Source organism: Chelativorans composti (assembly GCF_039541695.1).
GTDB lineage: Bacteria > Pseudomonadota > Alphaproteobacteria > Rhizobiales > Rhizobiaceae > Chelativorans > Chelativorans composti.
Window position 1 is genome coordinate 1 of record NZ_BAABGS010000060.1, and the last position, 22,093, is coordinate 22,093.

The 22,093-nt window shown below is 61.6% G+C and carries 23 protein-coding genes and 1 tRNA gene; 19 read left to right on the forward strand and 5 right to left on the reverse strand.

Translation table 11 applies throughout. The features are described from left to right. Nucleotides 1–101: 101 nt before the first annotated feature. On the reverse strand, nucleotides 102–1,013 hold the full coding sequence (locus ABD906_RS10800) for a hypothetical protein (protein WP_345099416.1): 912 nt from the start codon (nucleotides 1,011–1,013) through the stop codon (nucleotides 102–104). Between the two features lie 11 nt (nucleotides 1,014–1,024). Continuing rightward, nucleotides 1,025–1,267 (reverse strand): DUF2188 domain-containing protein, encoded by a 243-nt coding sequence (locus ABD906_RS10805; RefSeq protein ID WP_045449871.1) that lies wholly within the window; start codon nucleotides 1,265–1,267, stop codon nucleotides 1,025–1,027. A gap of 140 nt (nucleotides 1,268–1,407) precedes the next feature. Between ABD906_RS10805 and ABD906_RS10810 the strand changes: the two genes are divergently transcribed. From ABD906_RS10810 to arsH, 10 genes are all read left to right on the forward strand, one after another. Beyond that, nucleotides 1,408–1,731 carry a helix-turn-helix domain-containing protein gene (locus ABD906_RS10810; RefSeq protein WP_200815355.1) on the forward strand — a complete coding sequence of 108 codons (324 nt, stop codon included), beginning with the start codon at nucleotides 1,408–1,410 and terminating at the stop codon, nucleotides 1,729–1,731. Then, nucleotides 1,728–2,669 (forward strand): ImmA/IrrE family metallo-endopeptidase, encoded by a 942-nt coding sequence (locus ABD906_RS10815; RefSeq protein ID WP_144865440.1) that lies wholly within the window; start codon nucleotides 1,728–1,730, stop codon nucleotides 2,667–2,669. Before ABD906_RS10810 ends, ABD906_RS10815 begins: the two co-directional genes overlap by 4 nt. A gap of 51 nt (nucleotides 2,670–2,720) precedes the next feature. Continuing rightward, nucleotides 2,721–3,443: a hypothetical protein gene (locus ABD906_RS10820; protein ID WP_144865442.1), complete on the forward strand. Its 723-nt coding sequence runs from the start codon at nucleotides 2,721–2,723 to the stop codon at nucleotides 3,441–3,443. Nucleotides 3,444–3,783: 340 nt separating this feature from the next. Beyond that, entirely contained in the window at nucleotides 3,784–4,296 is a 513-nt protein-coding gene (locus ABD906_RS10825; protein WP_328700216.1) for a DUF2924 domain-containing protein, read from the forward strand. Continuing rightward, complete coding sequence (locus ABD906_RS10830) at nucleotides 4,293–5,627, forward strand: recombinase family protein (protein ID WP_176024569.1); 1,335 nt, start codon at nucleotides 4,293–4,295, stop codon at nucleotides 5,625–5,627. The genes ABD906_RS10825 and ABD906_RS10830 overlap by 4 nt, the downstream gene beginning before the upstream one ends. Continuing rightward, the gene (locus tag ABD906_RS10835; RefSeq protein ID WP_345099417.1) at nucleotides 5,624–6,013 is read left to right on the forward strand and encodes a hypothetical protein; all 390 of its coding nucleotides are present in this window, start codon (nucleotides 5,624–5,626) and stop codon (nucleotides 6,011–6,013) included. Before ABD906_RS10830 ends, ABD906_RS10835 begins: the two co-directional genes overlap by 4 nt. Before the next feature lie 102 nt (nucleotides 6,014–6,115). Next, nucleotides 6,116–6,439: an ArsR/SmtB family transcription factor gene (locus ABD906_RS10840; RefSeq protein WP_345099418.1), complete on the forward strand. Its 324-nt coding sequence runs from the start codon at nucleotides 6,116–6,118 to the stop codon at nucleotides 6,437–6,439. Continuing rightward, nucleotides 6,436–7,455, forward strand: a complete 1,020-nt coding sequence (gene arsB, locus ABD906_RS10845; protein ID WP_345099419.1) for an ACR3 family arsenite efflux transporter — start codon at nucleotides 6,436–6,438, stop codon at nucleotides 7,453–7,455. Before ABD906_RS10840 ends, arsB begins: the two co-directional genes overlap by 4 nt. After that, a complete protein-coding gene (arsC, locus tag ABD906_RS10850; RefSeq protein WP_345099420.1) occupies nucleotides 7,452–7,883 on the forward strand; it encodes an arsenate reductase (glutaredoxin) in 432 nt (143 codons plus the stop codon). Before arsB ends, arsC begins: the two co-directional genes overlap by 4 nt. Next, nucleotides 7,876–8,610, forward strand: coding sequence for an arsenical resistance protein ArsH (gene arsH, locus ABD906_RS10855; protein ID WP_425549987.1), 735 nt, complete (start codon nucleotides 7,876–7,878; stop codon nucleotides 8,608–8,610). Before arsC ends, arsH begins: the two co-directional genes overlap by 8 nt. 498 nt (nucleotides 8,611–9,108) lie before the next feature. Here arsH and ABD906_RS10860 read toward each other — a convergent pair. Beyond that, nucleotides 9,109–9,198: transfer RNA gene (locus ABD906_RS10860), tRNA-Ser, on the reverse strand. 379 nt (nucleotides 9,199–9,577) lie between these two features. Between ABD906_RS10860 and ABD906_RS10865 the strand changes: the two genes are divergently transcribed. The 4 genes from ABD906_RS10865 (at nucleotide 9,578) to ABD906_RS10880 (ending at nucleotide 13,043) form a co-directional block, all read left to right on the forward strand. Continuing rightward, entirely contained in the window at nucleotides 9,578–9,901 is a 324-nt protein-coding gene (locus ABD906_RS10865; protein WP_345099421.1) for a hypothetical protein, read from the forward strand. A 311-nt stretch (nucleotides 9,902–10,212) separates the two neighbouring features. Beyond that, nucleotides 10,213–10,869, forward strand: coding sequence for a peptide-methionine (S)-S-oxide reductase MsrA (gene msrA, locus ABD906_RS10870; protein WP_345099422.1), 657 nt, complete (start codon nucleotides 10,213–10,215; stop codon nucleotides 10,867–10,869). Between the two features lie 166 nt (nucleotides 10,870–11,035). After that, nucleotides 11,036–12,418 (forward strand): dipeptidase, encoded by a 1,383-nt coding sequence (locus ABD906_RS10875; protein ID WP_345099423.1) that lies wholly within the window; start codon nucleotides 11,036–11,038, stop codon nucleotides 12,416–12,418. A 7-nt stretch (nucleotides 12,419–12,425) separates the two neighbouring features. Beyond that, complete coding sequence (locus ABD906_RS10880) at nucleotides 12,426–13,043, forward strand: ribonuclease D (protein WP_345099424.1); 618 nt, start codon at nucleotides 12,426–12,428, stop codon at nucleotides 13,041–13,043. A gap of 208 nt (nucleotides 13,044–13,251) precedes the next feature. Here the strand turns inward: ABD906_RS10880 and ABD906_RS10885 are convergent, their stop codons facing one another. Further along, complete coding sequence (locus ABD906_RS10885) at nucleotides 13,252–14,007, reverse strand: hypothetical protein (RefSeq protein ID WP_345099425.1); 756 nt, start codon at nucleotides 14,005–14,007, stop codon at nucleotides 13,252–13,254. 197 nt (nucleotides 14,008–14,204) lie between these two features. Here ABD906_RS10885 and ABD906_RS10890 point away from each other — a divergent pair, with 197 nt between their 5' ends. The 5 genes from ABD906_RS10890 to lepA all read left to right on the forward strand — a co-directional run bounded on the left by ABD906_RS10890 (nucleotide 14,205) and on the right by lepA (nucleotide 21,123). Continuing rightward, nucleotides 14,205–16,313, forward strand: a complete 2,109-nt coding sequence (locus tag ABD906_RS10890; RefSeq protein ID WP_345099426.1) for a transglycosylase domain-containing protein — start codon at nucleotides 14,205–14,207, stop codon at nucleotides 16,311–16,313. Nucleotides 16,314–16,628: 315 nt separating this feature from the next. After that, a complete protein-coding gene (locus tag ABD906_RS10895) occupies nucleotides 16,629–18,050 on the forward strand; it encodes an alanine/glycine:cation symporter family protein (protein WP_345099427.1) in 1,422 nt (473 codons plus the stop codon). Between the two features lie 252 nt (nucleotides 18,051–18,302). Then, a complete protein-coding gene (locus ABD906_RS10900) occupies nucleotides 18,303–18,614 on the forward strand; it encodes a (2Fe-2S)-binding protein (RefSeq protein WP_345099432.1) in 312 nt (103 codons plus the stop codon). Then, nucleotides 18,580–19,065 carry a bacterioferritin gene (gene bfr, locus ABD906_RS10905; protein WP_345099428.1) on the forward strand — a complete coding sequence of 162 codons (486 nt, stop codon included), beginning with the start codon at nucleotides 18,580–18,582 and terminating at the stop codon, nucleotides 19,063–19,065. The genes ABD906_RS10900 and bfr overlap by 35 nt, the downstream gene beginning before the upstream one ends. A gap of 249 nt (nucleotides 19,066–19,314) precedes the next feature. Next, nucleotides 19,315–21,123 (forward strand): translation elongation factor 4, encoded by a 1,809-nt coding sequence (lepA, locus tag ABD906_RS10910; RefSeq protein WP_345099429.1) that lies wholly within the window; start codon nucleotides 19,315–19,317, stop codon nucleotides 21,121–21,123. Nucleotides 21,124–21,242: 119 nt separating this feature from the next. Here the strand turns inward: lepA and ABD906_RS10915 are convergent. Beyond that, the coding region (locus ABD906_RS10915) for a DUF3800 domain-containing protein (RefSeq protein WP_345099430.1) at nucleotides 21,243–22,093 on the reverse strand (851 nt) is incomplete at its 5' end.

Genomic DNA, 22,093 nt, shown 5'->3' on the forward strand with positions numbered 1-22,093 from the left:
CCCTCCCTGCTGTCGCAGAAAGGGAAAGGGTGGACGACTTTTACACCGCCCGCAGCAGCTCCATGCCGCCGCTTCCGTGGACTAGTTTCTCACCGCCGTTCTCATTCCAGCGTGACGCGCTCGCCCACATTGTCGATGGGCATCAGACGCAGCTGCTTGACCTCGACGGACTCGATCCCATCCTCCGGGTCGGTCGGAAAATCGAAAGGATGAAGCAGAACCGCGAGGTCGTAGGTGCGGAAGGGCACCTTCTCGCTCTGGAACTCGATCCCCAGCAGGTCGCGCGCCATGAAGCGAACCATCTCTTCCCGGCTCTCGCGGTCGTTGGCGACGACTTCGATGACGCCGGTCGCCGGTTCATAGGTCATGGCCGCCTCGAACACGGGACGGCGGGCGCGGCGGACGAGCGTTCCCGCGTCATCGAACGCCAGGAAATCGTCGAGGAGGCCTTCGCGGTAAATCGCGATTTGGACAAGCTCGCAATCCTCGCCGTCGAAGGTCGGCCGGTGGCGCCCGAAGATGTCGATGTGGATGTTGTTGGAAGCGAACCGTTCGCGCAGTGCCGTCTTGAAGGCATCGATGGATGCCTCGTCCCGCCGCAGATCGAGGTTCGGCTCGCCGATGAACCCGTCCCAGCTCCGACCACGGCGCCGCTCATCGGTGTAACGGACCTCCTCGGCATGGCGGAACCGAACCGGTTCGTTCAGGAACATCCAGAGCGAACGCGCATGGCCATTTGCCAGATCATCGAGCACCGTGCGGTCGTCGATCACGCTGTAGAGTGCGGTCTGCCCCGCATCATCGGCCAGGGCGCTCACACGCTCGGCGTCATTGACGATGCGGGCGCGGGCTTCGTCGTCCAATTCGTCGACGGCCCGCAAGGTGACGCGGGCGACTTCCGGCTCGGGCGCCTCCCAATCGACCTCGGTCGGAAGCTCGATGCCGGTGTGGTGGAAATAGGCCTGCAGCGACGAGGCAGGCACGTTGCGGATGAAACTCGTCACTGAGGCCATGGCCGATCTCCTTAGCCCTTGATGTTGCGGGGGTCGTTCCCGTGGGAATCGGACTGGCCGATCCGGCCATCCTGGTTGTGGATCTTGAATTCCGTCCCGGCGTTGCGGCTGATCTCCCGCCCACGGTCGATCGCCTCCCGCTTCGTGTCGAAGTGCCCGCTGGCGCGCTCGGCGCCGCCGCGGCGGACATCCCATCCGCCATTGGGATTGGGGACCACGTGATGGGTGCCCGAACCGTTACCTGCTTTAGCCATGACGGCCTCTTGTCTCGTGAAAGCGCGAAAGTGGGTTCGTTACTACGAACTTGTGCGCAAGATAGGTATTGCAGGTACGGCGTGTCAAGGACTAGATGTATCGTGATAACGAACCCGGCGGACAAACAGGAGAACACCCGGTGCCAACACCCTTGGGAGAGCGCGTTCGCGAGCTCAGGCTGAAGCGAGGATTGACCCTGGAGGCGCTGGCCGAAAGGGTCGGATCCAGCAAGAGCTACATGTGGGAGATCGAGAACAAGGACGTCGCGCGCCCTTCGGCTGAGAAGCTTCACCAGATCGCGGCCGCCCTCGAGACGACGACTGACTATCTGATTTCCGCCGACGAAGTCACCGAAGCGGACGCGACAGACACTGCCTTCTTTCGCAAGTATCAGAAGATGAAGCCGAAGAGCAAAGAGAAGCTTCGCGAGATGCTTAAGATCCTGGACGATGAGGATGAATGAGCAATAGCGGCAGAAAATCGCCCAGAAGGGCCGCGAACGATCTGACTGTGCTTCTCCGCACCGTGCTGGGAGAAGACCGGTTCCCCGTGGACGTGGAGGCGCTGGCGCTCGAAGTCTCCCGAAACCACGAAGACCCGATTACGGCAGTGAAGGGCGTCGACATCGACGGCTTCGAGGGCATGCTCCGGGCACGGCGCAAGAAGCCCGGGTGGCAGATTCTCTACAACACTCAGCCCCGCTACCGTGGACGCGAGCGCTTCACGCTCGCTCACGAGTTCGGGCACTACTTGCTGCACCGGCGCCCGCTGACCGCAGCGCACTACCGTAACGGCGAGCTCTCGGACGAATTCGACTTCGAGTGCCTTCCGCTGCAAGCCAACGGCTGGAAGGACGCGGAGAAGCAGCGTGAAGAAGAGGCCGATACCTTCGCCTCCTTCCTGTTGATGCCGATCGACGACTATCGGAACCAGGTCGGCAGTCAGGAGGTAACTCGCGACCTCCTTGGCCATGTGACTGACCGATACGGAGTTTCGCTTCTTGCGGCCGCGCGCAAGTGGATCGAATTCACCGACACCCGAGCGGCCATGGTGGTTGCGCGAGACGGATTCGCGTTGTGGGGCAGAGCGAGCACGCGCGCCTACAGAAGCGGTGTGTTCATTCAATCGGGCATGCCGATTCCCGACGGCTCCATCATGGCCATGGGGTCGGCGTCGCAGCACACCAGTTCTCAGCGCCCGGTGGCTTTGCCCGCCGGCATCTGGACATTTAGTCGGGGCTCCGAACCGGTCCGAGAACTGACCTTCTTCTCTGACCGGCTCGGTTTGGCGGTGTCTCTTCTGCAGTTCGATCGCGCCGTCGATGGAGCTGAGGTCGAGGACGAAGAACCTTGGGATAGCTACGACCAGTTCATCGCTGGCGTCAGCCAATCATCACAGTGACCGCAACAGTGATCGTCGGTCGGATCCGCTGATTCGGAAAGGAGACACAAGATGATCGCGTTCCGGGACGTCGATGATGCCGATCCGGCGCTTCTGCACTCGCCGATTGTGCGCGCGATAGAAAAGACCTTCGCCTACATCGCCGAGCACGGAGGCATCGCGCTGACCCCATCCAAAGCCTTCAAGCGCAGCTTCGTCCATTGGGCCGCAGCCCAGTTCGAATGGCCCGGATACTCGGAGGCCGATCTCTTCGCCGTTAATAAGGTGCTCAACGAGATGGATTTCGGCCCGCTGATGGATCTGCACGACATGATGATCGCATTGAAGATTGGGCGGCACTACAAGGGGAAATTCAAGCTGACCAGGTCTGGTCAGTCCCTTGTCGGTCATCCGGGTCGGCTTTTCGGAATCATCACGCCCTTTTATCTGTTCGAGGTCGATCACTTGCGGTTTTCGCGGCGAGGAGCTCGGCCCCTGGGCAACTGGGATATCTTCTTAAACGTGCTCAACGTTGAGGCAGAGAAGGGCGCAACAGGTGGAGATATCCGGCGCGCCCTTTACGGGGAGCCAGATAACAACCGTTTCTTCGATGAAACGCTGAGCAGCCTTTATGTGCAGGTGCTGCGACCTCTCTGCTGGACGGGGCTTCTACATGAAAATCGTTCTGATGGGTTGTCTCGCACCGAGCGCAGCATGTTCACGAAGACGCCTCTCTGGCGGACGGCATTGCGTCTGGCCACGGATGGCAAGCTACGCCCGCGTACGCTCCACTGACCGAACCTCGCTTCATTTCTAATGATTCCGCAGAAGCGCGATAAGCGATTGAATATTATTGCATATCCGCAGTTTGCAACTACCGTTTTGCCCAGTCATCTTCTGTTGCGAACGGTCTCATGCAAGACGCCCGATCCGGTCCGAACCCTCTGTTGCCCGTCCGTCTGTCGGCGGGCGAACGCCTCGATGAACTCGCGCAGATTCTTGCCGCGGGGCTGGGGCGTATCCTGTCGGAACAGTCCAGCTCTTTATCTGCACCTGGCCAAGACAGTTCATTCGACATTCTCGCCCTCAAACGCCGTGTTGGTCGTCGCAAACCGAGCAACCGAGTTGGAGGGCAATGATGCCAGAAACAAAGAGAAAGACTGACGCCGCGCCATGGCGGGCGGGCGAACGCGACGCGGCGGACGCGAGCGTGGTCACGCAGCTTGCCGCGCTGAAACGAATGACGGTGGTCGAGCTGAAGGCGAAGTGGGAAAGCCTCTTCGGCACGCCTGCTCCGAACAATAGCCGTAGTTACCTCGAGCTGAGGCTCAGTTACCGGATCCAGGAACTGACCCTCGGCGGCCTGTCCCGCGAGACGCGGCGGACGCTGGACTTGCTGGCCGATGAAATCGAGGGCCGGGTCGGGCGCAAGACGATCATCGCGGATTCCCGAAACCCGGTGGTCGGCACCCGCCTCGTGCGTGAATGGGACGGGGTGGAGCACACCGTCACTGTGATGAAAGACGGCTTCGACTGGCAGGGGCGCAAGTTCAAATCGCTGTCGGCGGTGGCGCGGGCGATCACCGGCACGCAGTGGAACGGCTACCGCTTCTTCGGCCTACGCGAGGCCCGGAGGGACGACCGATGAACCGTCAGGGAGCCGTCGCTATCATGCCGCGCCGCCAGCGCTGCGCCATCTATACCCGCAAGTCGAGCGAGGAAGGGCTCGACATGGAGTTCAACAGCCTCGACGCCCAGCGCGAGGCTTGCGAGGCCTTCGTGACGAGCCAGAAGGCGGAAGGCTGGGCCACCATTCGCGAACGCTACGACGATGGCGGCTTCTCCGGTGGCACGCTGGAGCGCCCGGGCCTCAAGCGTCTCATCGAGGATGTCGAGGCCGGCCTGATCGATGTGATCGTGGTCTACAAGATCGACCGGCTGTCGCGCTCGCTGATGGATTTCGCCAAGCTGGTCGAGATCTTCGACCGCAATCAGGTGACCTTCGTTTCGGTCACGCAGTCGTTCAACACCACGACCTCGATGGGCCGCCTGACCCTGAACATCCTTCTCAGCTTCGCGCAGTTCGAGCGGGAGGTGATCGGCGAGCGCATTCGCGACAAGGTCGCTGCATCCCGCAAGCGCGGCATGTGGATGGGCGGTCACGTCCCGCTGGGCTACGACGTGCGCGACCGCAAGCTGGTGGTCAACGAGGCCGAGGCCGCGACGGTCCGGATGATCTTCGAGAGGTTCGTCGCCATCGGCTCCGCCACGACGCTGGCGAAAGCGCTCGCGGCCGAAGGCGTGCTGAACAAGCGCGGCAAGCCGATCGACAAGGGATTCCTCTACAAACTGATCAACAACCGGGTCTACCTCGGTGAAGCCGTGCACAAGGGCACGGCCTATCCGGGCGAGCACGAGGCCATCATTGATCAGGTCCTGTGGGACAAGGTGCATAGCATCCTACGCGAGAGCCCGCGCCTGCGGGCGAAGAACACGCGTCGCCAGACTCCGGCTCTGCTGAAGGGGATCATCTTCACCGAGACAGGCACGGCGATGACGCCGACGGCGACGAAGAAGGGCACGCGCCTCTACCGCTACTACGCGTCGATGGACCTGATACGAAACCGCCCGACCGGCGACGCCTCGGGCCCGCTGCGCTTGCCCGCCGGCATGGTCGAGGACGCCGTCGTCGGCGAAATCCGCCGCATGATCCGCGCACCCGAAGTCGCGGCGCGGACCATAAAGGCCCTGCGCGACGAGAACTCGGCCGTCGATGAGAAAGCGGTCGTCCAGGCGCTCGGCGAGTTCGACCAGCTCTGGGCGGCGCTCTACCCGGCGGAGCAGACCCGCATCGTCCAGCTTCTGGTCGAGCGGGTGACCGTCGGCGAATACGGCATCGCCGTCGATTTGCGCCATGAGGGGCTGGGCTCGGTCCTGCGGGACATGATGGCCCCCCGCCAAACGGAGGCCTGCGCATGACCGGCCCGAACGATACCATCCGCATCGTCATCCCCCTGACGATCCGCAAGCGAAATGGGCGGCCGAAGATCCTCCCGCCCGACGAGGTGACAGTCCGGGACGGCCGGTCGCAAGACCCTCATGTGCTGCGCGCCATCGCCCGCGCCTGGAACTGGCGGCGGCAGCTGGAATCCGGTGCCGCTTCCACCATTCAGGATATCGCCTCTGCCGAGAAGGTCTCCGACCGGTTCGTGAGCCGCATGATGCGGCTCGCCTATCTGTCGCCGGAGGTGCTCGAACACCTCGTCATCAGGCGCGTGCCACCGGCGCTGTCGTTGAACGATCTTGTCGCTGTCGCCGACCAGCCTTGGGCGGAGCAGATGGATATGGTTTTCGAAGCGGCTTAGCGATCTCGCCATCACAATAACCTCGTGAACATGAAAACCGAGAAGCGATTGCGCCCGAGCCCTTAATCGTCTATCGACGATTAACGAACGGATGGATGGCTCATGCAGGATACCGACATCGAAATCGCTGAACTGGCCAAGGCGCTCGCGCATCCGGCAAGACTGCGCATCCTGCGGCTGCTGCTCGTCACGCCCGGCTGCATCGGCGGCGACATCGTGGGCGCTGTCGGCCTAGCGCAGTCCACGGTATCCGAGCACCTGCGCATCCTGAAGGCTGCCGGGGTCATCACGGGCGAGATATCCGGTCCGCGCATCTGCTACGCGCTGAACCCCGCCGCGCTGGAACCGCTGGCCGACTTTATCGGCACGCTGACCGCCCCATCCGCTGCGGTCTGCTGCGTGCCTGACGAGAAGGAGATTTCATGAGCCTGTTCGAACGTTGGCTGACCCTCTGGGTCGCGCTGTGCATCCTGGCCGGGCTCGTCCTTGGCAACCTCACGCCGGGGCTCTTCGGCGCGCTGGCCGCGCTGGAGGTCGCCTCGGTCAACCTCGTCGTCGCCGTCCTGATCTGGGCAATGGTCTATCCGATGATGATCGCAGTGGATCTGCGCTCGCTGAAGGCGGTGGGACAGCGCCCGAAGGGCCTCGTGATCACGCTTGCCGTGAACTGGCTGATCAAGCCCTTCAGCATGGCGGCGCTGGCAGTGCTGTTCTTCAACCACGTCTTCGCCGGACTGATCGACCCGGAGCGCGCGCCGGAATACATCGCCGGGCTGATCCTGCTAGGGGCGGCGCCCTGCACGGCGATGGTCTTTGTCTGGTCACAGCTGACGAAGGGCGATCCCAACTACACGCTGGTGCAGGTCTCCGTGAACGACCTGATCATGGTCGTGGCATTCGCCCCCATCGTGGCCTTCCTTCTGGGCGTGACCGACATCAGAGTCCCGTGGGAGACGCTGATCCTGTCGGTCGTCCTCTACATCGTCATTCCCCTGATTGCGGGTCTCCTGACGCGCCGGGCGCTGATCGCGAAAGGCGACGAGGCCGCGGTGACCGCGTTCACGGCGCGGATCAAGCCGGCCTCGGTGGTCGGGCTGCTGGTGACCGTGGTGCTGCTCTTCGGTTTCCAGGGGCCGGTGATCCTCGCGCAACCGCTGCTGATCGCGCTGATCGCAGTCCCGATCGTCATCCAGTCCTACGGCATCTTCGCCCTTGGATATGGATGGGCCTGGCTGTGGGCCGTGCCCCATCGGGTCGCCGCGCCCTGCGCGCTGATCGGCACGTCGAACTTCTTCGAGCTCGCGGTCGCCGTAGCGATCGGACTTTTCGGACTGAACTCCGGTGCGGCGCTGGCCACCGTGGTGGGGGTGCTGGTCGAGGTACCGGTGATGCTGAGCCTCGTCGCCATTGCGAACCGGACACGCGAGAGGTTCCCTGCATGAGTACCTTCCCGGTCGTCATCCACCACAATCCCGACTGTGGCACGTCCCGCAACGTGCTCGGCATCATCCAGGCGGCTGGATACGAGCCGACCGTAATCGACTATCTGAAGGAGGGCTGGACGCGCCCGCAGCTTCTGGCGCTGTTCTCCGCCGCCGGGATCACGGTGCGCCAGGCACTCCGGGTCAAGCGTTCCCCGGCCGAGGAGTTGGGGCTCACCGCGCCGGACGTCTCCGACGAGGCATTGCTGGACGCCATGACGCGCCACCCGATCCTCGTGAACCGCCCGATCGTTTGTACGCCGAAGGGCGTCAGGCTCTGCCGCCCGTCCGAGACTGTCCTCGATCTGCTCGAGACGCTCCCTCCGGGTCCGCTCGCCAAGGAGGACGGCCAATTGATCATCGACGCCGAGGGAAACCGGATTGCCTGACACACTGACCGATCTGACCACACCGCAGCTCGACGAGACGAGTTTCGCCGCAATCGACCACGACCGGCTGATGTCGCCTGCCATCAGCACGCATCCGCCCCGCATCCTGATCCTCTACGGCTCGCTCCGGGCGCGATCGTTCAGCCGACTGTCGGCCGAGGAGGCCGGTCGCATTCTCACAGCGCTCGGGGCGGAGGTCCGGTTCTTCAACCCCTCAGGCCTGCCGCTGGTCGACGACGGGGTCGATGCCAGCCACCCGAAGGTGCGGGAGCTGCGCGATCTGGTGGCCTGGTGCGAAGGCATGGTCTGGTCGAGCCCCGAGCGGCACGGCGCGATGACCGGCCTTATGAAGACGCAGATCGACTGGATCCCCCTGTCCGAGGGCGCCGTGCGACCGACGCAGGGCAAGACGCTGGCGGTGATGCAGGTGTCGGGGGGCTCGCAGAGCTTTAATGCAGTGAATCAGATGCGGGTTCTTGGGCGCTGGATGCGGATGCTGACCATCCCCAACCAGTCCTCCATCCCCAAGGCGTTTCAGGAATTCGATGATGCGGGACGAATGCGCCCGTCGCCACTCTACGACCGGATCGTGGATGTCATGGAGGAGCTGGTGAAGTTCACACTGCTCACGCGCGATCGGAAGGCGTATCTCGTCGACCGCTACTCCGAGCGTAAGGAAACGGCGGCCGCGCTCATTAAGCGGGTGAACCTCTCAGCCGCAACCTGAGCGTACGGCGATGCTCCCCTTGCTGTACGGGCGTCTAAAGACGTCGTCGGCCAGCATCGCGAAGTAATCCGCGACGATCAGACTGTTCTCCTCATCGGTCCAAGGCTCGCTCGACATTAGGCTGGACTACTGACGGAGCGGCCATTTGTCATCGAAAGTCAAAGAACCATCGGGTCCTTGATCCCCAGCATAACGACGGGCTGCGCACGGCTTCCCCGGAATGTGCCTACTGCGTGTTTCCCCGGCGGCCACGCCAACCGGAACAACGCCCGCTGAATGCATTGTCGCGCGAACTGTAAAACCCGTTGGAAACGCTGGCTTTCGCGAAGTCGAACCGGGCTGGACGAGGTTCGCTCGGTTAGAGACGGAGGGCCGTGCAGAGACGGATATAGGACCCGGCGCCAGTCTCCGAGGTTCGGCTGCATCGGCTAAACGCCTTTGAAACAAAAAGAAAAAGGCCCCCAGCGGGAGCCTCATCTCATGTTCGCGACAAGATAATGGCGGAGAGAGAGGGATTCGAACCCTCGATACGGTTTCCCGTATACACGCGTTCCAGGCGTGCGCCTTCAACCACTCGGCCACCTCTCCGGGACAGCGATGCTGCGAACGAACACCACCGTGCATTTGCAATGCAGGGCTCATCTATTCGATCTGATCGAAAATGCCAAGATGGCATTGGGGGCTTTTTGAACAGGAGTCCACTTTTTCTTTGCACGGCGTTTCAGCCGGGTTGCCCCCGTGTCCGTTCCGGTGGAGAAACGGCGAGTCTCCTCCGTATGCTCTGTCGGTGTGGCGGAGCTGGCAGTGGAGATGGCGATCACAAGGATTTGTTTAACTCGTTCTCAGGTGATCTGCCCGTAACATTGTACAGAGCCCAGCGGAGATCTATATCTTTTAAGTGCTTAGGGTGGGAGATCCGCGCGGGAAGGCCGACGGGCCAGCGCGGACGCGAGGGCTTGTAACGGTCATGCGATTTATCTGTACGATCCTGTCGTTTTTCCTGCTCGCAATCGGCGTGGTTCTGGCCGTCGTGGATGCAACCCGCAGCATCGCCGCACACGAATGGGTCTTCACGCCGCTCTCCGACAGCTGGCAATCCGTTGCGCCGGGCCTGCTTGCAAGCGTCGAAGCCGCGCTGCGGTCGAGTTCGGCCACCGGCCTGTGGGACGCCGTCAATGCCTTCGTGCTGCAGGCTCCCGGGTGGGCCGTCTTCTTCGTCCTCGGTCTTCTGTTCATGCTTGCGGCAGGGCGCCGGAAGAAGCCGCACGAGTTCGCGCACGGCTTCCATTGATCTTGGGTCTCCCTGCTACCGGGGAGTATTTTCGCGAGTCAGGGGAGCATGATCACACTTGCGCCCGGAAGCGGAGTGATTCTGGCGGTGGTCTCGGATCGCGCCACCTGAAGGAGTGCGCGAGGCGTAGGGTCCAGGCCGGGACGTGAGGGGCGAACGAAAGGCTCGTGCAGGGACTCTTCCTGCAACCGCCCATGGGTGCGGGTCGGCTTTCCAGGAACTCCGGGTCGCTCCGGTCGTTGGTTTTTCGCGGTTCCGGACAGGAAACCGGTTCCGTTTCCTGTCATCAAACCGCTGTGGGAGATGGGTCAATGCTGTACTACGTTCCGGAACAGAAACTCAGGATGCCGAGGCCGGAAGAGGCGCTGCCGGGCAGGGCGGAGCCGATTCCGACGGCCCAATACCATTTCGTCAACGGCAGACCGCTGAAGGGGCCGTACCCAGAGGGCGCCGAAAAGGTGCTGTTCGGGATGGGATGCTTCTGGGGCGTGGAGCGACTCTACTGGCAGATCGAGGGAGTCTGGGTGACCGCCGCAGGCTATGCGGGCGGACTCACGCCCAATCCGACCTACGGGGAGACGGTGACCGGGCTTACGGGCCATGCCGAGGTGGTGCTGGTCGTCTATGACCCGAAGGCCGTCAGCTTCGAGACGCTTCTCCAGACGTTCTGGGAAGAGCACGATCCGACCCAGGGCATGCGGCAGGGCAATGACATCGGCACGACCTACCGCTCGGCCATTTTCTGCACGACGGAAGAGCAGCTGAAGGCCGCTGAAGCCTCGCGGGAGATCTACCAGAAGGCGCTGACTGCGGCAGGCAAGGGAGCGATTACGACCGAAATTGCCATGGCGCCCGAGTTTTACTTTGCCGAGGCGGAACATCAGCAGTATCTTGCCAAGAATCCCGGCGGATATTGCGGGCTTCAGGGCACGGGTGTTTCTTGTCCAGCGCCATGGCGCGCTGCCTGAAGTGCGATTCCGCTGCAACCGAGGGGCCTTCCAGGCCCCTTTTCACATCCGTAATGCCATCAGTCCAACCCTGCGCAGGGGCGCGCAAAGCACTTGAACGCATTTCCTTCTGCCGTCAGGATGGGATAAAGCTCACCGCTTGCGAGCGACATTCAAGGAATAGCAAATGGCCGACGTCGAACCAGTTCTGGAACATCTCGATAGCAACCTGGAGGCTAGCCTGAAGAGGCTGTTTGGTCTTCTCGAAATCCCCTCCATCTCCACCGACCCGGCTTACAAGATCGATGTCCGCCGCGCAGCCGAGTGGCTCGCCGAAGATCTCCGCAGCATCGGTTTCGATGCGAGCGTCCGTCCGACGGACGGCCATCCAATGGTGGTTGCCCACCATGACGGTGAAGGTCCGCACGTGCTTTTCTACGGCCACTATGACGTGCAGCCGGTCGACCCGCTGGAGCTGTGGGAGGACGATCCGTTCAAGCCGGCCATCAAGGAGGTCGAGCCCGGGCACAAGGTGATCACCGGTCGCGGCACGTCCGACGACAAGGGCCAGCTGATGACCTTCGTGGAAGCCTGCCGCGCCTACAAGGCGGTGCACGGCAAGCTGCCCTGCAAGATCACCATCCTGCTGGAGGGCGAGGAGGAATCCGGTTCGCCGTCGCTCGTCCCCTTCCTCAAGGCCAATGCCGAGGAACTGAAGGCCGATTTCGCGCTCGTCTGTGACACGTCCATGTGGGACCGCGAGACGCCCGCGATCTGCGTCGGCCTGCGCGGACTGGTGGGCGAAGAAGTGATCGTCAAGGCGGCCAATCGCGACCTGCATTCGGGCTATTACGGCGGCGCGGTTGCCAATCCAATCAGGATCCTGGCGCGCATTCTCGCCGACCTGCACGACGAGAACGGCGGCGTGACGATCCCCGGCTTCTATGACGGCGTGGAGGAGACTCCCACGGAAGTGCTACGCAGCTGGGAGCAGCTCGGCGAGGACGCCGAATCGTTCCTTGGCCCGATCGGGCTCAGCGATCTTGCCGGCGAGCGCGGCCGCTCGGTGCTGGAGCTGGTGTGGGCGCGGCCGACCTGCGAGTTCAACGGCATTTCCGGTGGCTACACCAGCGAGGGCTTCAAGACCGTCATTCCGGCGCAGGCCAAGGCCAAGGTTTCGTTCCGCCTCGTGCACAAGCAGGATCCGGCGAAGATCCGCGAGGCATTCCGCCAGTTCGTGCGCGAGCGCATTCCGGCCGACTGCTCGGTGGAGTTCCATCCGCATGGCGGCTCGCCGGCCATTCAGCTCTCCTACGACTCGCCGCTCGTGACGACGGCGCAGGCGGCGCTCACCGAGGAGTGGGGCAAGCCCGCGGTGGCGATCGCGATGGGCGGCTCGATTCCGATCGTCGGCGATTTCCAGCGCCTGCTCGGCATGGAGTCGCTGCTGGTGGGCTTCGGCCTTGCTGACGACCGCATCCATTCGCCCAACGAGAAGTACGAACTCAGCTCGTTCCACAAGGGACAGCGTTCGTGGGCGCGCATCCTTGCAGCACTGGCCAACAGGTGAACTCCGAATGATCCGCTTCCACAAGAACGACCTGCCGGACCTTCGCCATTACGAGAATGTCGAGGCGGTCGCGATTGATACGGAAACCCTCGGGCTCAACCCGCACCGGGATCGCCTGTGCGTCGTCCAGCTCTCGCCGGGCGACGGCACGGCCGATGTGGTGCAGATCGAGGCGGGGCAGAAGAAGGCGCCCAACCTGGTGGCGCTGCTGCGGAGCCGGAAGATCACAAAGATCTTCCATTATGGCCGGTTTGACATTGCCGTTCTGTATCACACGTTCGGCGTGACGACCGAACCGGTGTTCTGTACGAAGATTGCCTCGCGTCTGACCCGCACCTACACTGACCGGCACGGGCTCAAGGATCTGGTCCACGAGCTGCTCGGTGTGAACCTGTCCAAACAGCAGCAATCGTCCGACTGGGCCGCGGAGACGCTGACGAAGGAGCAGCTGGAATATGCTGCTTCCGACGTTCTGTACCTGCACAAGCTGCGCGAGATCCTTATTCAGCGGCTGAAACGCGAGAAGCGGACGGAACTGGCGGAAGCCTGCTTCCGCTTCCTGCCGACCCGTGCCAAGCTGGACCTCGCCGGCTGGGAGGAAGAGGACATTTTCTCGCACAGCTAGAGCAATTCAGATTTTCACGGCAACTCTGAAAAGCTCCAAGTCATTGTCTCGCCGCAGTCCGGGCGGAAGTCCGGTTCCCGCTTTTCCCGGAACTGCTCTAGACAGTCCAGCCGTGGGCAGGCGCGGGCCGCGCGATTTTTCGCGGGCGCGGGTGCAATCCCGGCGCCCGATTCCTCGGCCGTGTTCCCGCTCGTCGGCTGTTGCCGCCTCAGCAAGGACCGATGAAGCGACCGCTGGTCCGCACCAGAGGGTGACGGCGCTCCAGGGTCGGAATGCAGTAATAGCGGCAGAATTCCGCTATGTTGTCGGCATTTCGGACCGCCATCTCCGGCGGCATCGGGGTGCAATAGACAACATCGCGGGTGAACTTCAGATAGTCATAGTCCTGAGCGGCGGCGTAACGGTGCGCCGCCTCATGGATGATGGTAGAGGCGATCTCGTTTAGCCGGTAGGAAGGCTCGAGATACTCGTCCGAAATGTGAATGTTGCCGAAAGCCTTCTTCCGGCCGTTGACGGTCAGCAGCACATCCGTGTCCTTGGCCTTAGATGGGTTCCGGCGTTGCAGAGACCGCACCTTCACATAGCCGAGGGTGTGGCGGAACTCGCCCTCGGGCTTGAAGACCTTCAGCGTCAGGGCACTGTTGAGACCTCTCTCGATCTCATCAAGCGTTCTCAGAAGGTGTCTGAAGCTCTTCCTGTCCTTGTCGACAAAATCCGAGGAGAAAAACTGGCGAAGCAGCCGGCGAACACGCTCGGGGCGACCGTCGCGATAGGCCTGCAGGGCGGCTTTGGTCTTCTCGACCATGTGAATGGCGAGATAAATGCTGTCTACCAGCCTTTGGGATTGCCAGGCATCCAACGGACGTGACTCCTTGGACTTCAGCCGAATGGAACCCTTGCGTGTCGGTCGCGCGAAATGAAACTGCATCACCCACGGAGATTTCGGGCGGAATGTAACCGTCATGGCATTATCAACCCTAGGTTGTTCATGAGCCGTCACGGTTATAGGCATGAATAGATTGTATGCTGTTTCGTTTGGCACACTCTCAAAAAGGGGCGGTACCCACGCATTTGGCGGGCTTAACCTCCCTTAAATCGCCATGATCTATCCTATAGGCGAGGGCGCGTGGATCTGTTGCTGCGCTTTGCGAGAGTGGTTGGATGGGCAAGAGTAAGAGTAGCAGGCGCGTGGAGCCGCGGTTCGACGCGCCTGAGGGCAGGGGCCGGACCTCGGCGCTGTCGCTGACGCCGGAAGATCGCGTTCTGCCCAGCAGCGGCAGCAAGAAACGCCGCAAAGCCTCCCGCAAATCCGCAAATCCTCGTCGCAAGAGGCGCGGGCTGTTGCGCGGTCTCGTCTACTGGTCGCTGGTTCTCTGCCTGTGGGCAGGCATCATTGGTGTGGGGATCATTGCCTATTACGGTGCGCAACTGCCGAGCGCCTCGACCTGGGCGATCCCGGACCGCCCGCCCAACGTGAAGATTTTGGCAGTCGATGGCAGCCTGCTCGCCAATCGCGGCGCGACGGGCGGCGAGGCGCTCACGCTGCGCGAAATGTCTCCGTACATCCCAAGGGCAGTCATCGCCATCGAGGACCGGCGGTTCTATTCGCATTGGGGCGTGGATCCGATCGGCCTGGCGCGGGCCGCTTTCCGCAACCTGGTCTCCGGCGACGTTTCGCAGGGCGGCTCGACGATCACGCAGCAGCTGGTCAAGAATCTCTATCTGCAGCCGGATCGCACCATCAAGCGCAAGGTGCAGGAGGCGCTGCTCGCCCTCTGGATCGAACGGAAGTACACGAAAGACCAGATCCTCGAGATGTATCTCAACCGCGTCTACTTCGGCTCCGGCGCCTACGGCGTGGAAGCGGCGGCGCGGCGCTATTTCGGCAAGTCGGCGCGGGACGTGAGCCTGGCGGAAGCCGCCCTTCTGGCGGGCCTGCTGAAAGCGCCCTCGCGGCTGTCGCCCGCGCGCGACCCGCAGGCAGCGGAAGCGCGTGCGCAGATCGTGCTAACCGCCATGCGCGAGCAGGGCATGATCAACGACAGCCAGCTCGCGGCGGCCATGAGCGCGCCGGCGGCCCGGGCTGCGGCCTACTGGACGGGATCGGAGCATTACGTGGCCGACCGGGTCATGGAGGAACTGCCGGGGCTCATCGGACCGATCGAACGCGATGTAGTGGTGGAGACCACGATCGACCTGCATCTGCAGAAGGTCGCCGAGAGGTCGATACAGAAGGCGATCGATGAGAAGGGCAAGGCGATGGCCGTATCGCAAGCCGCTCTCGTTTCAATCGACCGGGCTGGGGCCGTACGGGCCATGGTGGGCGGCTACGATTACGCCCACAGCCAGTTCGACCGAGCCTCCGAGGCGAAGCGCCAGCCGGGATCCGCCTTCAAGCCGTTCGTCTACATGGCCGCGCTGGAGCAGGGCCGGACGCCCATGAGCATGCGCAACGATGCGCCGGTACAGATTGGAAAGTGGAAGCCGTCCAATTTCCAGCAGAAGTATCTGGGTCAGATCACGCTGGCTGAGGCGCTGGCGCGGTCTTCCAACTCGGTGGCCGCGCAGTTGACCATGGAGGTGGGGCCGAAGTCCGTCATCGAGGTGGCGAGCCGGATGGGTATCGAGTCCAAGCTGCGCGCCGACGCTTCCATCGCGCTCGGTACGTCGGAGGTGACCCTGCTGGAGCTGACGGCGGCTTACGTGCCTTTCGCCAATGGCGGTTACAGGCCGGACATTTATTTCATCGAGCGGGTCCTGGATACGTCCGGCAAGGTTCTCTACCAGCGGCGGGATACGAGCCCGCCGCGCGTGGCCTCCGCCGAAATCATCGGCATGATGAACTACATGCTGGCCGGGACGATTTCTTACGGCAGCGGGCGCTCGGCGGCAATCGACTGGCCGGCTGCCGGCAAGACCGGCACGACGCAGGAGTCGCGCGATGCCTGGTTCGTCGGGTACACAGCCAATCTCGTCACCGGCGTGTGGGTCGGAAACGACGACAGCAAACCGACCAAGGCCACGGGATCGTCGCTGCCGGCCGGGATCTGGAAGGATTTCATGAGCGAGGCCCATCGTGGCCTGAAGCCCAGGCCGCTGCCCGGAGACTGGCAGCCGACGCCGGAAATCGCGCGATCCCCGTCATATCCCGCACAGGGATATCCCGATGCGCCGGGCGATCCCACCGCAGCCGGGCGGCCGGCGCAGACGGTGCCCCAAGAGGAACACCGCGGGCCGCTATCCATCATCGAGGCCATTCTGGGGCACTAGGCTGGTTCAAGGTTCCGCGGAGATCCTGCCGGGGTGGAAAACCACTCGCCCGTCGCAAAGCCACTTGGGGAAAGCGGTTAGGCGTTGCCTTGTCCAGCCAGAATGAACATTGCGCATAACTTGTCGGTCGGGAGGACGCAGGGTGCGAAGTTTTGCTTTTATTGATTGAGGTCTTTTGCTAGAGAGTAGCTCATAATACAAAGTAATGACTTGAGAATATTCAATAAGAGCAGGAGTAATGTAAGAATTAAAAGATAATATTTATAAAGATAATTGCTCCTGATTTTAATGATTTTTTACGGAGATTTTCGGGGTATGAATGAAGCCATTTCATTCGTAAATAATATCGTTTGGAACTACGTCCTCGTATACATTCTCCTGGGTGTTGGTATCTTTGTCACTTTCCGTCTGCGGTTCATACAGATCCTCTATTTTTGGGAGATGTGGCGCGGCCTCCGCGCAAAGACCGGTGACCCAAAAGGCATTTCTCCCTTTCAGGCGCTCGCCATCAGTCTCGCGTCGCGGGTTGGTACCGGAAACATTGCCGGTGTCGCCCTGGCGCTCTACCTCGGCGGGCCGGGTACCGTATTCTGGATGTGGATCGTGGCGCTTCTGGGAATGGCCACAGCCCATGCCGAAAACACTCTCGCGCAGCTTTACAAGGTGCATGGGACCGACGGGCGCTACAGAGGCGGGCCTGCGTTCTATATCGCCAGGGGGCTGAATGCGCCGCGCGCCGCGATCCTGTTCTCCCTCTGCCTCGTCCTCAATTTCGGCCTCATTTTCAATGCAGTGCAGGCCAACTCCATCGCCGACGTCATGAAAGGCGCCCTCGACATTCCCAAGGTCACCACAGCCGTGGTGGTGGTCGTGCTGGTCGCGCTGTCCGTTTTCGGCGGGCTGCGGAACATCGTTAAGGTCGTGCAGGTCGTCATGCCGATGATGTCACTGGCCTATTTCGGACTGGCGGTGGGCATCATCGTGGCCAACTACGCGATCTTGCCCGACCTTGTCAGCGACATCGTTTCCAGTGCGTTCGGTTTGCGAGAGGTCGCAGGAGGCGTTGCCGGCAGCATGGCAGCGGCGGTGATGAACGGCGTCAAACGCGGTTTCTTTTCCAATGAAGCTGGCATGGGGTCGGCCCCCAACATCGCGGCCGTCGCGCGTCCGGTTCCGCATCATCCGGCTTCACAGGGGCTCGTGCAGTCGCTCGGCGTCTTCATCGACACGATCCTGATCTGCACCGCAACTGCCATCATCATCCTGCTTTCAGGGGTGTTGCAAACGGATACAGGCGTCAATGGCGTGCAGCTGACGCAGAAGGCACTGTCGGTCCACCTAGGCTGGGGCGGAACCTATTTTATGGCGGTTGCCGTATTCTGTTTTGCCTTTGCGGCCATACTCGGAAACTATACCTACGCCGAGAACGCCATGAATTATCTCGGGGCGAAATCGCGCTTTTCCCGGACGCTCCTGCGATGCCTGGTGTTGGTCGCCACCCTGTGGGGAGCAACATCCAGCGTGGAAATGGTGTTTGCCGTAGCAGACATCACAATGGGCATGATGAGCGTCATCAATCTCGGCGCGTTGATCCTGCTTTCCGACGCCGTCATCAAGGTGACCTACGACTACTTTCACCAGCGGAAGGTCAGCGCGGCGCCGGAGTTCCACCTCGAGCGCCTGCCGGAGATCCGGGGCACGGTTGACCACACCATCTGGTCGCCGCAACGGGCCTGAGGCCAACCAGCGGGTGCGGCATATCCGCATTTTGATCGAAAGCATGAGTGCAAAGATCAGGTTTCTATTGACAGCGCCGCATCCACGCTGTTTTGTGCTGGCGTCGCTTGACGTTCTTGATGTCTGGGCCTTGACCCCATTCCATCAAAGACGCGTGAGCCATTGTGTCCCCCCAATGGTTTCGCCAGCAAAGACAGGCCTGACACCGAGTGCGCTTGCGGCAGCATGGAACGTTCCTGAATGGCCTGGGAAATGCTCGTCTGCTCCTGCAACATCATCACTCAGCGAGAGATCGAAGACACCATCCGTCAAATGCTTGACGAGGATCCGTGGCAGCTGATCGTGCCTGCAAAGGTGCTGCATGCCATGAAGAGCAGGGGGCGTTGTTGCGGGTGCTTCCCGAACCTTGTCGAGACGATCATCCGGATCACGGAAGCGTATCATCGCGAGTCTGGCGCGACAGGCGCGGATGTCATAGCATACCTGGACAGGGTGCGAGAGCTACGCAACAAGTTCGGGAGCAAGTTTCATGAAAGGCGATACAAAGGTCATCGAGCGGCTTAACCAGGCACTCTTTCTCGAGCTGGGCGCTGTAAACCAGTACTGGCTCCACTATCGCCTGCTGGAAGACTGGGGCTACACGCTGCTTGCAAAGAAGGAGCGTGAGGAGTCCATCGAGGAAATGCACCACGCCGACCGGCTGGTCCAGCGCATCATCTTCCTCGAAGGCCATCCCAATCTGCAGACGCTTGCGCCGCTGCGCATCGGGCAGAATGTCCGGGAGGTGCTCGAGGCGGATCTCGCCGGCGAATACGATGCCCGCACGGCCTACAAGGAGTCCCGCGACATCTGCCATGCCGCCGGCGATTACGTTTCCATGAAGCTTTTCGAGGAACTGCTCCAGGACGAGGAAGGGCACATCGACTTCCTGGAGACGCAGCTGCAGCTTCTCGACTCGATCGGCGAAGAGAAGTACGGCCAGCTCAATGCCGCGCCGGCCAACGAGGCCGAGTAAGCTAATCCGCGGTGGATTGACGGAAGGGGGGCGCAAAGGCTGCCCTCCCTTTCAAAAGTCGTTTCCCGATACCTATCTGTCGGCGGTAACCAACAGGGCTCGAGCAGAGCGGGTGTTGCGGAAAAGGCTATCGCCGGTTGAATCCCTTCGACAGGCGGGCTTGTGCGCTTGCGGGGTTTCTTCTTTTCCCCGAACCTTCAAAGCGTTCGCCCGCTTGCCGGAAACCTGCTCTGCTGCTACACGCGCGGTATGACAAACACGCCTCTTTCACGCATCCGCAATTTTTCCATCGTCGCGCATATCGACCATGGGAAGTCCACGCTCGCCGACCGGCTGATCCAGATGACCGGATCGATCTCCGATCGCGAGATGAAGGATCAGATCCTCGACTCGATGGACATCGAGCGCGAGCGCGGCATCACGATCAAGGCGAACACCGTCCGGCTCGAATATGACGCCAAGGACGGGCAGCACTATGTGCTCAACCTGATCGACACGCCCGGCCACGTGGACTTTGCCTATGAGGTCTCCCGCTCGCTTGCGGCCTGCGAAGGCTCGTTGCTGGTGGTGGACGCGAGCCAGGGCGTGGAAGCGCAGACGCTCGCTAACGTCTACCAGGCGCTCGACAACAACCACGAGATCGTGCCGGTGCTGAACAAGGTCGACCTGCCGGCGGCCGATCCGGAGCGCGTGAAGGCACAGATCGAGGACGTGATCGGCCTCGATGCGTCCGATGCCATCATGATCTCGGCCAAGACGGGACTTGGCGTGGACGAGGTGCTGGAGGCGATCGTGCACCGCCTCCCGCCGCCGCGCGAGGGCGACATCAACAAGCCGCTCAAGGCGCTGCTGGTGGACAGCTGGTACGACCCCTACCTCGGCGTGGTGGTGCTGGTGCGTGTGATCGACGGCGAGCTCAAGAAGGGCCAGACCATCCGCATGATGGGCACCGGGGCGAAGTACCCCGTCGAGCGTGTCGGCGTCATGACGCCCAACATGGTGCTGGTGGACTCCCTCGGGCCGGGCGAGATCGGCTTCATCACGGCGTCGATCAAGGAGGTGGCGGACACACGTGTCGGCGACACGATCACCGACGACAAGCGGCCGGCCGCCGAACCGCTGCCGGGCTTCAAACCGGCCCAGCCAGTGGTGTTCTGCGGCCTGTTCCCGGTGGATGCGGCCGATTTCGACGACCTGCGCGCAGCGGTCGCGAAGCTGCGCCTCAACGACGCGAGCTTCACCTACGAGATGGAGACTTCCGCTGCGCTGGGCTTCGGTTTCCGCTGCGGCTTCCTGGGGCTGCTCCACCTCGAGATCATCCAGGAGCGCCTGGCGCGCGAGTTCAACCTCGACCTGATCGCCACGGCGCCGTCGGTCGTCTACAAGATGAACCTGACGGACGGCACCACGATCGACCTGCACAACCCGGCGGACATGCCGGATCCCGTGCGGATCGCCTCGATCGAGGAACCGTGGATCCGCGCGACAATTCTCACGCCGGACGAATATCTCGGCAACATCCTCAAGCTCTGCCAGGACCGCCGGGGCATCCAGGTGGACCTGTCCTATGCCGGCTCGCGGGCCATGCTGGTCTATGATCTGCCGCTTAACGAGGTGGTGTTCGACTTCTACGACCGGCTGAAGTCACTGTCGCGCGGCTATGCCTCGTTCGACTACAACCTGACCGGCTACCGTGAGGGCGACCTCGTGAAGATGTCGATCCTGGTCAACGGTGAGCCGGTGGATGCGCTGTCGATGCTGGTGCACCGCTCGCAGGCGGAGCGCCGCGGCCGCGCCATGTGCGAGAAGCTCAAGGAGCTGATCCCGCAGCACATGTTCCAGATTCCGATCCAGGCTGCGATCGGCGGACGCATCATCGCCCGCGAGACGATCCGCGCGCTGCGCAAGGACGTGACGGCCAAGTGCTACGGCGGCGACGTGACCCGCAAGCGCAAGCTGCTGGAAAAGCAGAAGGAAGGCAAGAAGCGCATGCGGCAGTTCGGCAAGGTCGAAATCCCGCAGGAGGCCTTCATCCAGGCGCTCAAAATGGAGGATTGAGGCGGACGCTGCACTCCGTCGTCTTGCACTCCGGAGCGGCTGATGTATATTTTCACTTAAATGGAATGGGGATTCTCGTTCGGCGTTTGGCCTCGGTTTATCCGAGGCCTTTCGCTTTCTTAGGGGAACGTCTTAAGAGAACCGGCAAGCAGTTTCTTCTTAATGATGTCAAAGGAACGGTTTGTTTGACGCGGTCGAATGCACCTAATGCCAATAGGTCGCGCAACCAAGTCTGCCAACTGGAGCCCAATAGAATTGCTGGTCTTGGGAATGATCTTCAAATCCAACCCTGTGAACCCTGAACGAGCTAGATAGTGTTGGCCGGCCATAATCCGGCGGAATTCCAACTCTAGGATTCGATCTTCATGCCCCCCACCGGCTTTACCCCCTCGCTGCTCAAACAATATATGTGTCAGCGTACCACTCTGACCCTTCTGGGCAAGAAAAGCAGAAAGTCGTTCGATACAAAACAACAGGGCCAGGTGATAAGGATTGTCTGGGTTCCTGTATCTGGATCTGAGGGCGTCCTTTCTTATTACTGCCGCAATGATGGTCATGGGCGTGCTTGCAATTATTGATGTCAATTCGCCAATGAACTGTTCTTTAATGTGCGGTGTCTTTAGGAACTCAAAGGGAGCTAAGTCCTTTCGAATCTCTCTTTCATGTAGAACAAGGGCGTCGTGACCAAACCAGTTCAGTTTGAACGCCTGCACTCTGGGGCACACTTGCTCCACATAATCCGTCTTCGAGAATACACAGAAGGCCAAGACGAATACAGGAAACTCGGGATTGACTACCTCAAGATTGTGGTCACCGCTTTCATCGACAAAAACGATGTAATCACTGAATTGCATTTGCCCCCCTCCTGATCGGCCCCCGACGGATGGGTCCAATTTGATTGTTAGTGCAATGATGGTCGTGGCGCCAGCGCGGGCGGCATCGCTGGTTGGGGTTGCAGGGCCGCCCGCGC

Bases quoted from the DNA above. Each gene is read 5' to 3' on its own strand.
- ABD906_RS10885 (WP_345099425.1), bottom strand. From the start codon at position 14,007: ATGACGGTTACATTCCGCCCGAAATCTCCGTGGGTGATGCAGTTTCAT.
- ABD906_RS10840 (WP_345099418.1), top strand. From the start codon at position 6,116: ATGCAGGATACCGACATCGAAATCGCTGAACTGGCCAAGGCGCTCGCG.
- lepA (WP_345099429.1), top strand. From the start codon at position 19,315: ATGACAAACACGCCTCTTTCACGCATCCGCAATTTTTCCATCGTCGCG.
- msrA (WP_345099422.1), top strand. From the start codon at position 10,213: ATGCTGTACTACGTTCCGGAACAGAAACTCAGGATGCCGAGGCCGGAA.
- arsB (WP_345099419.1), top strand. From the start codon at position 6,436: ATGAGCCTGTTCGAACGTTGGCTGACCCTCTGGGTCGCGCTGTGCATC.
- ABD906_RS10895 (WP_345099427.1), top strand. From the start codon at position 16,629: ATGAATGAAGCCATTTCATTCGTAAATAATATCGTTTGGAACTACGTC.
- ABD906_RS10900 (WP_345099432.1), top strand. From the start codon at position 18,303: ATGCTCGTCTGCTCCTGCAACATCATCACTCAGCGAGAGATCGAAGAC.
- arsC (WP_345099420.1), top strand. From the start codon at position 7,452: ATGAGTACCTTCCCGGTCGTCATCCACCACAATCCCGACTGTGGCACG.
- ABD906_RS10880 (WP_345099424.1), top strand. From the start codon at position 12,426: ATGATCCGCTTCCACAAGAACGACCTGCCGGACCTTCGCCATTACGAG.
- ABD906_RS10890 (WP_345099426.1), top strand. From the start codon at position 14,205: ATGGGCAAGAGTAAGAGTAGCAGGCGCGTGGAGCCGCGGTTCGACGCG.
- ABD906_RS10865 (WP_345099421.1), top strand. From the start codon at position 9,578: ATGCGATTTATCTGTACGATCCTGTCGTTTTTCCTGCTCGCAATCGGC.
- ABD906_RS10835 (WP_345099417.1), top strand. From the start codon at position 5,624: ATGACCGGCCCGAACGATACCATCCGCATCGTCATCCCCCTGACGATC.
- ABD906_RS10830 (WP_176024569.1), top strand. From the start codon at position 4,293: ATGAACCGTCAGGGAGCCGTCGCTATCATGCCGCGCCGCCAGCGCTGC.
- ABD906_RS10805 (WP_045449871.1), bottom strand. From the start codon at position 1,267: ATGGCTAAAGCAGGTAACGGTTCGGGCACCCATCACGTGGTCCCCAAT.
- ABD906_RS10815 (WP_144865440.1), top strand. From the start codon at position 1,728: ATGAGCAATAGCGGCAGAAAATCGCCCAGAAGGGCCGCGAACGATCTG.
- bfr (WP_345099428.1), top strand. From the start codon at position 18,580: ATGAAAGGCGATACAAAGGTCATCGAGCGGCTTAACCAGGCACTCTTT.
- ABD906_RS10800 (WP_345099416.1), bottom strand. From the start codon at position 1,013: ATGGCCTCAGTGACGAGTTTCATCCGCAACGTGCCTGCCTCGTCGCTG.
- ABD906_RS10825 (WP_328700216.1), top strand. From the start codon at position 3,784: ATGATGCCAGAAACAAAGAGAAAGACTGACGCCGCGCCATGGCGGGCG.
- ABD906_RS10875 (WP_345099423.1), top strand. From the start codon at position 11,036: ATGGCCGACGTCGAACCAGTTCTGGAACATCTCGATAGCAACCTGGAG.
- ABD906_RS10820 (WP_144865442.1), top strand. From the start codon at position 2,721: ATGATCGCGTTCCGGGACGTCGATGATGCCGATCCGGCGCTTCTGCAC.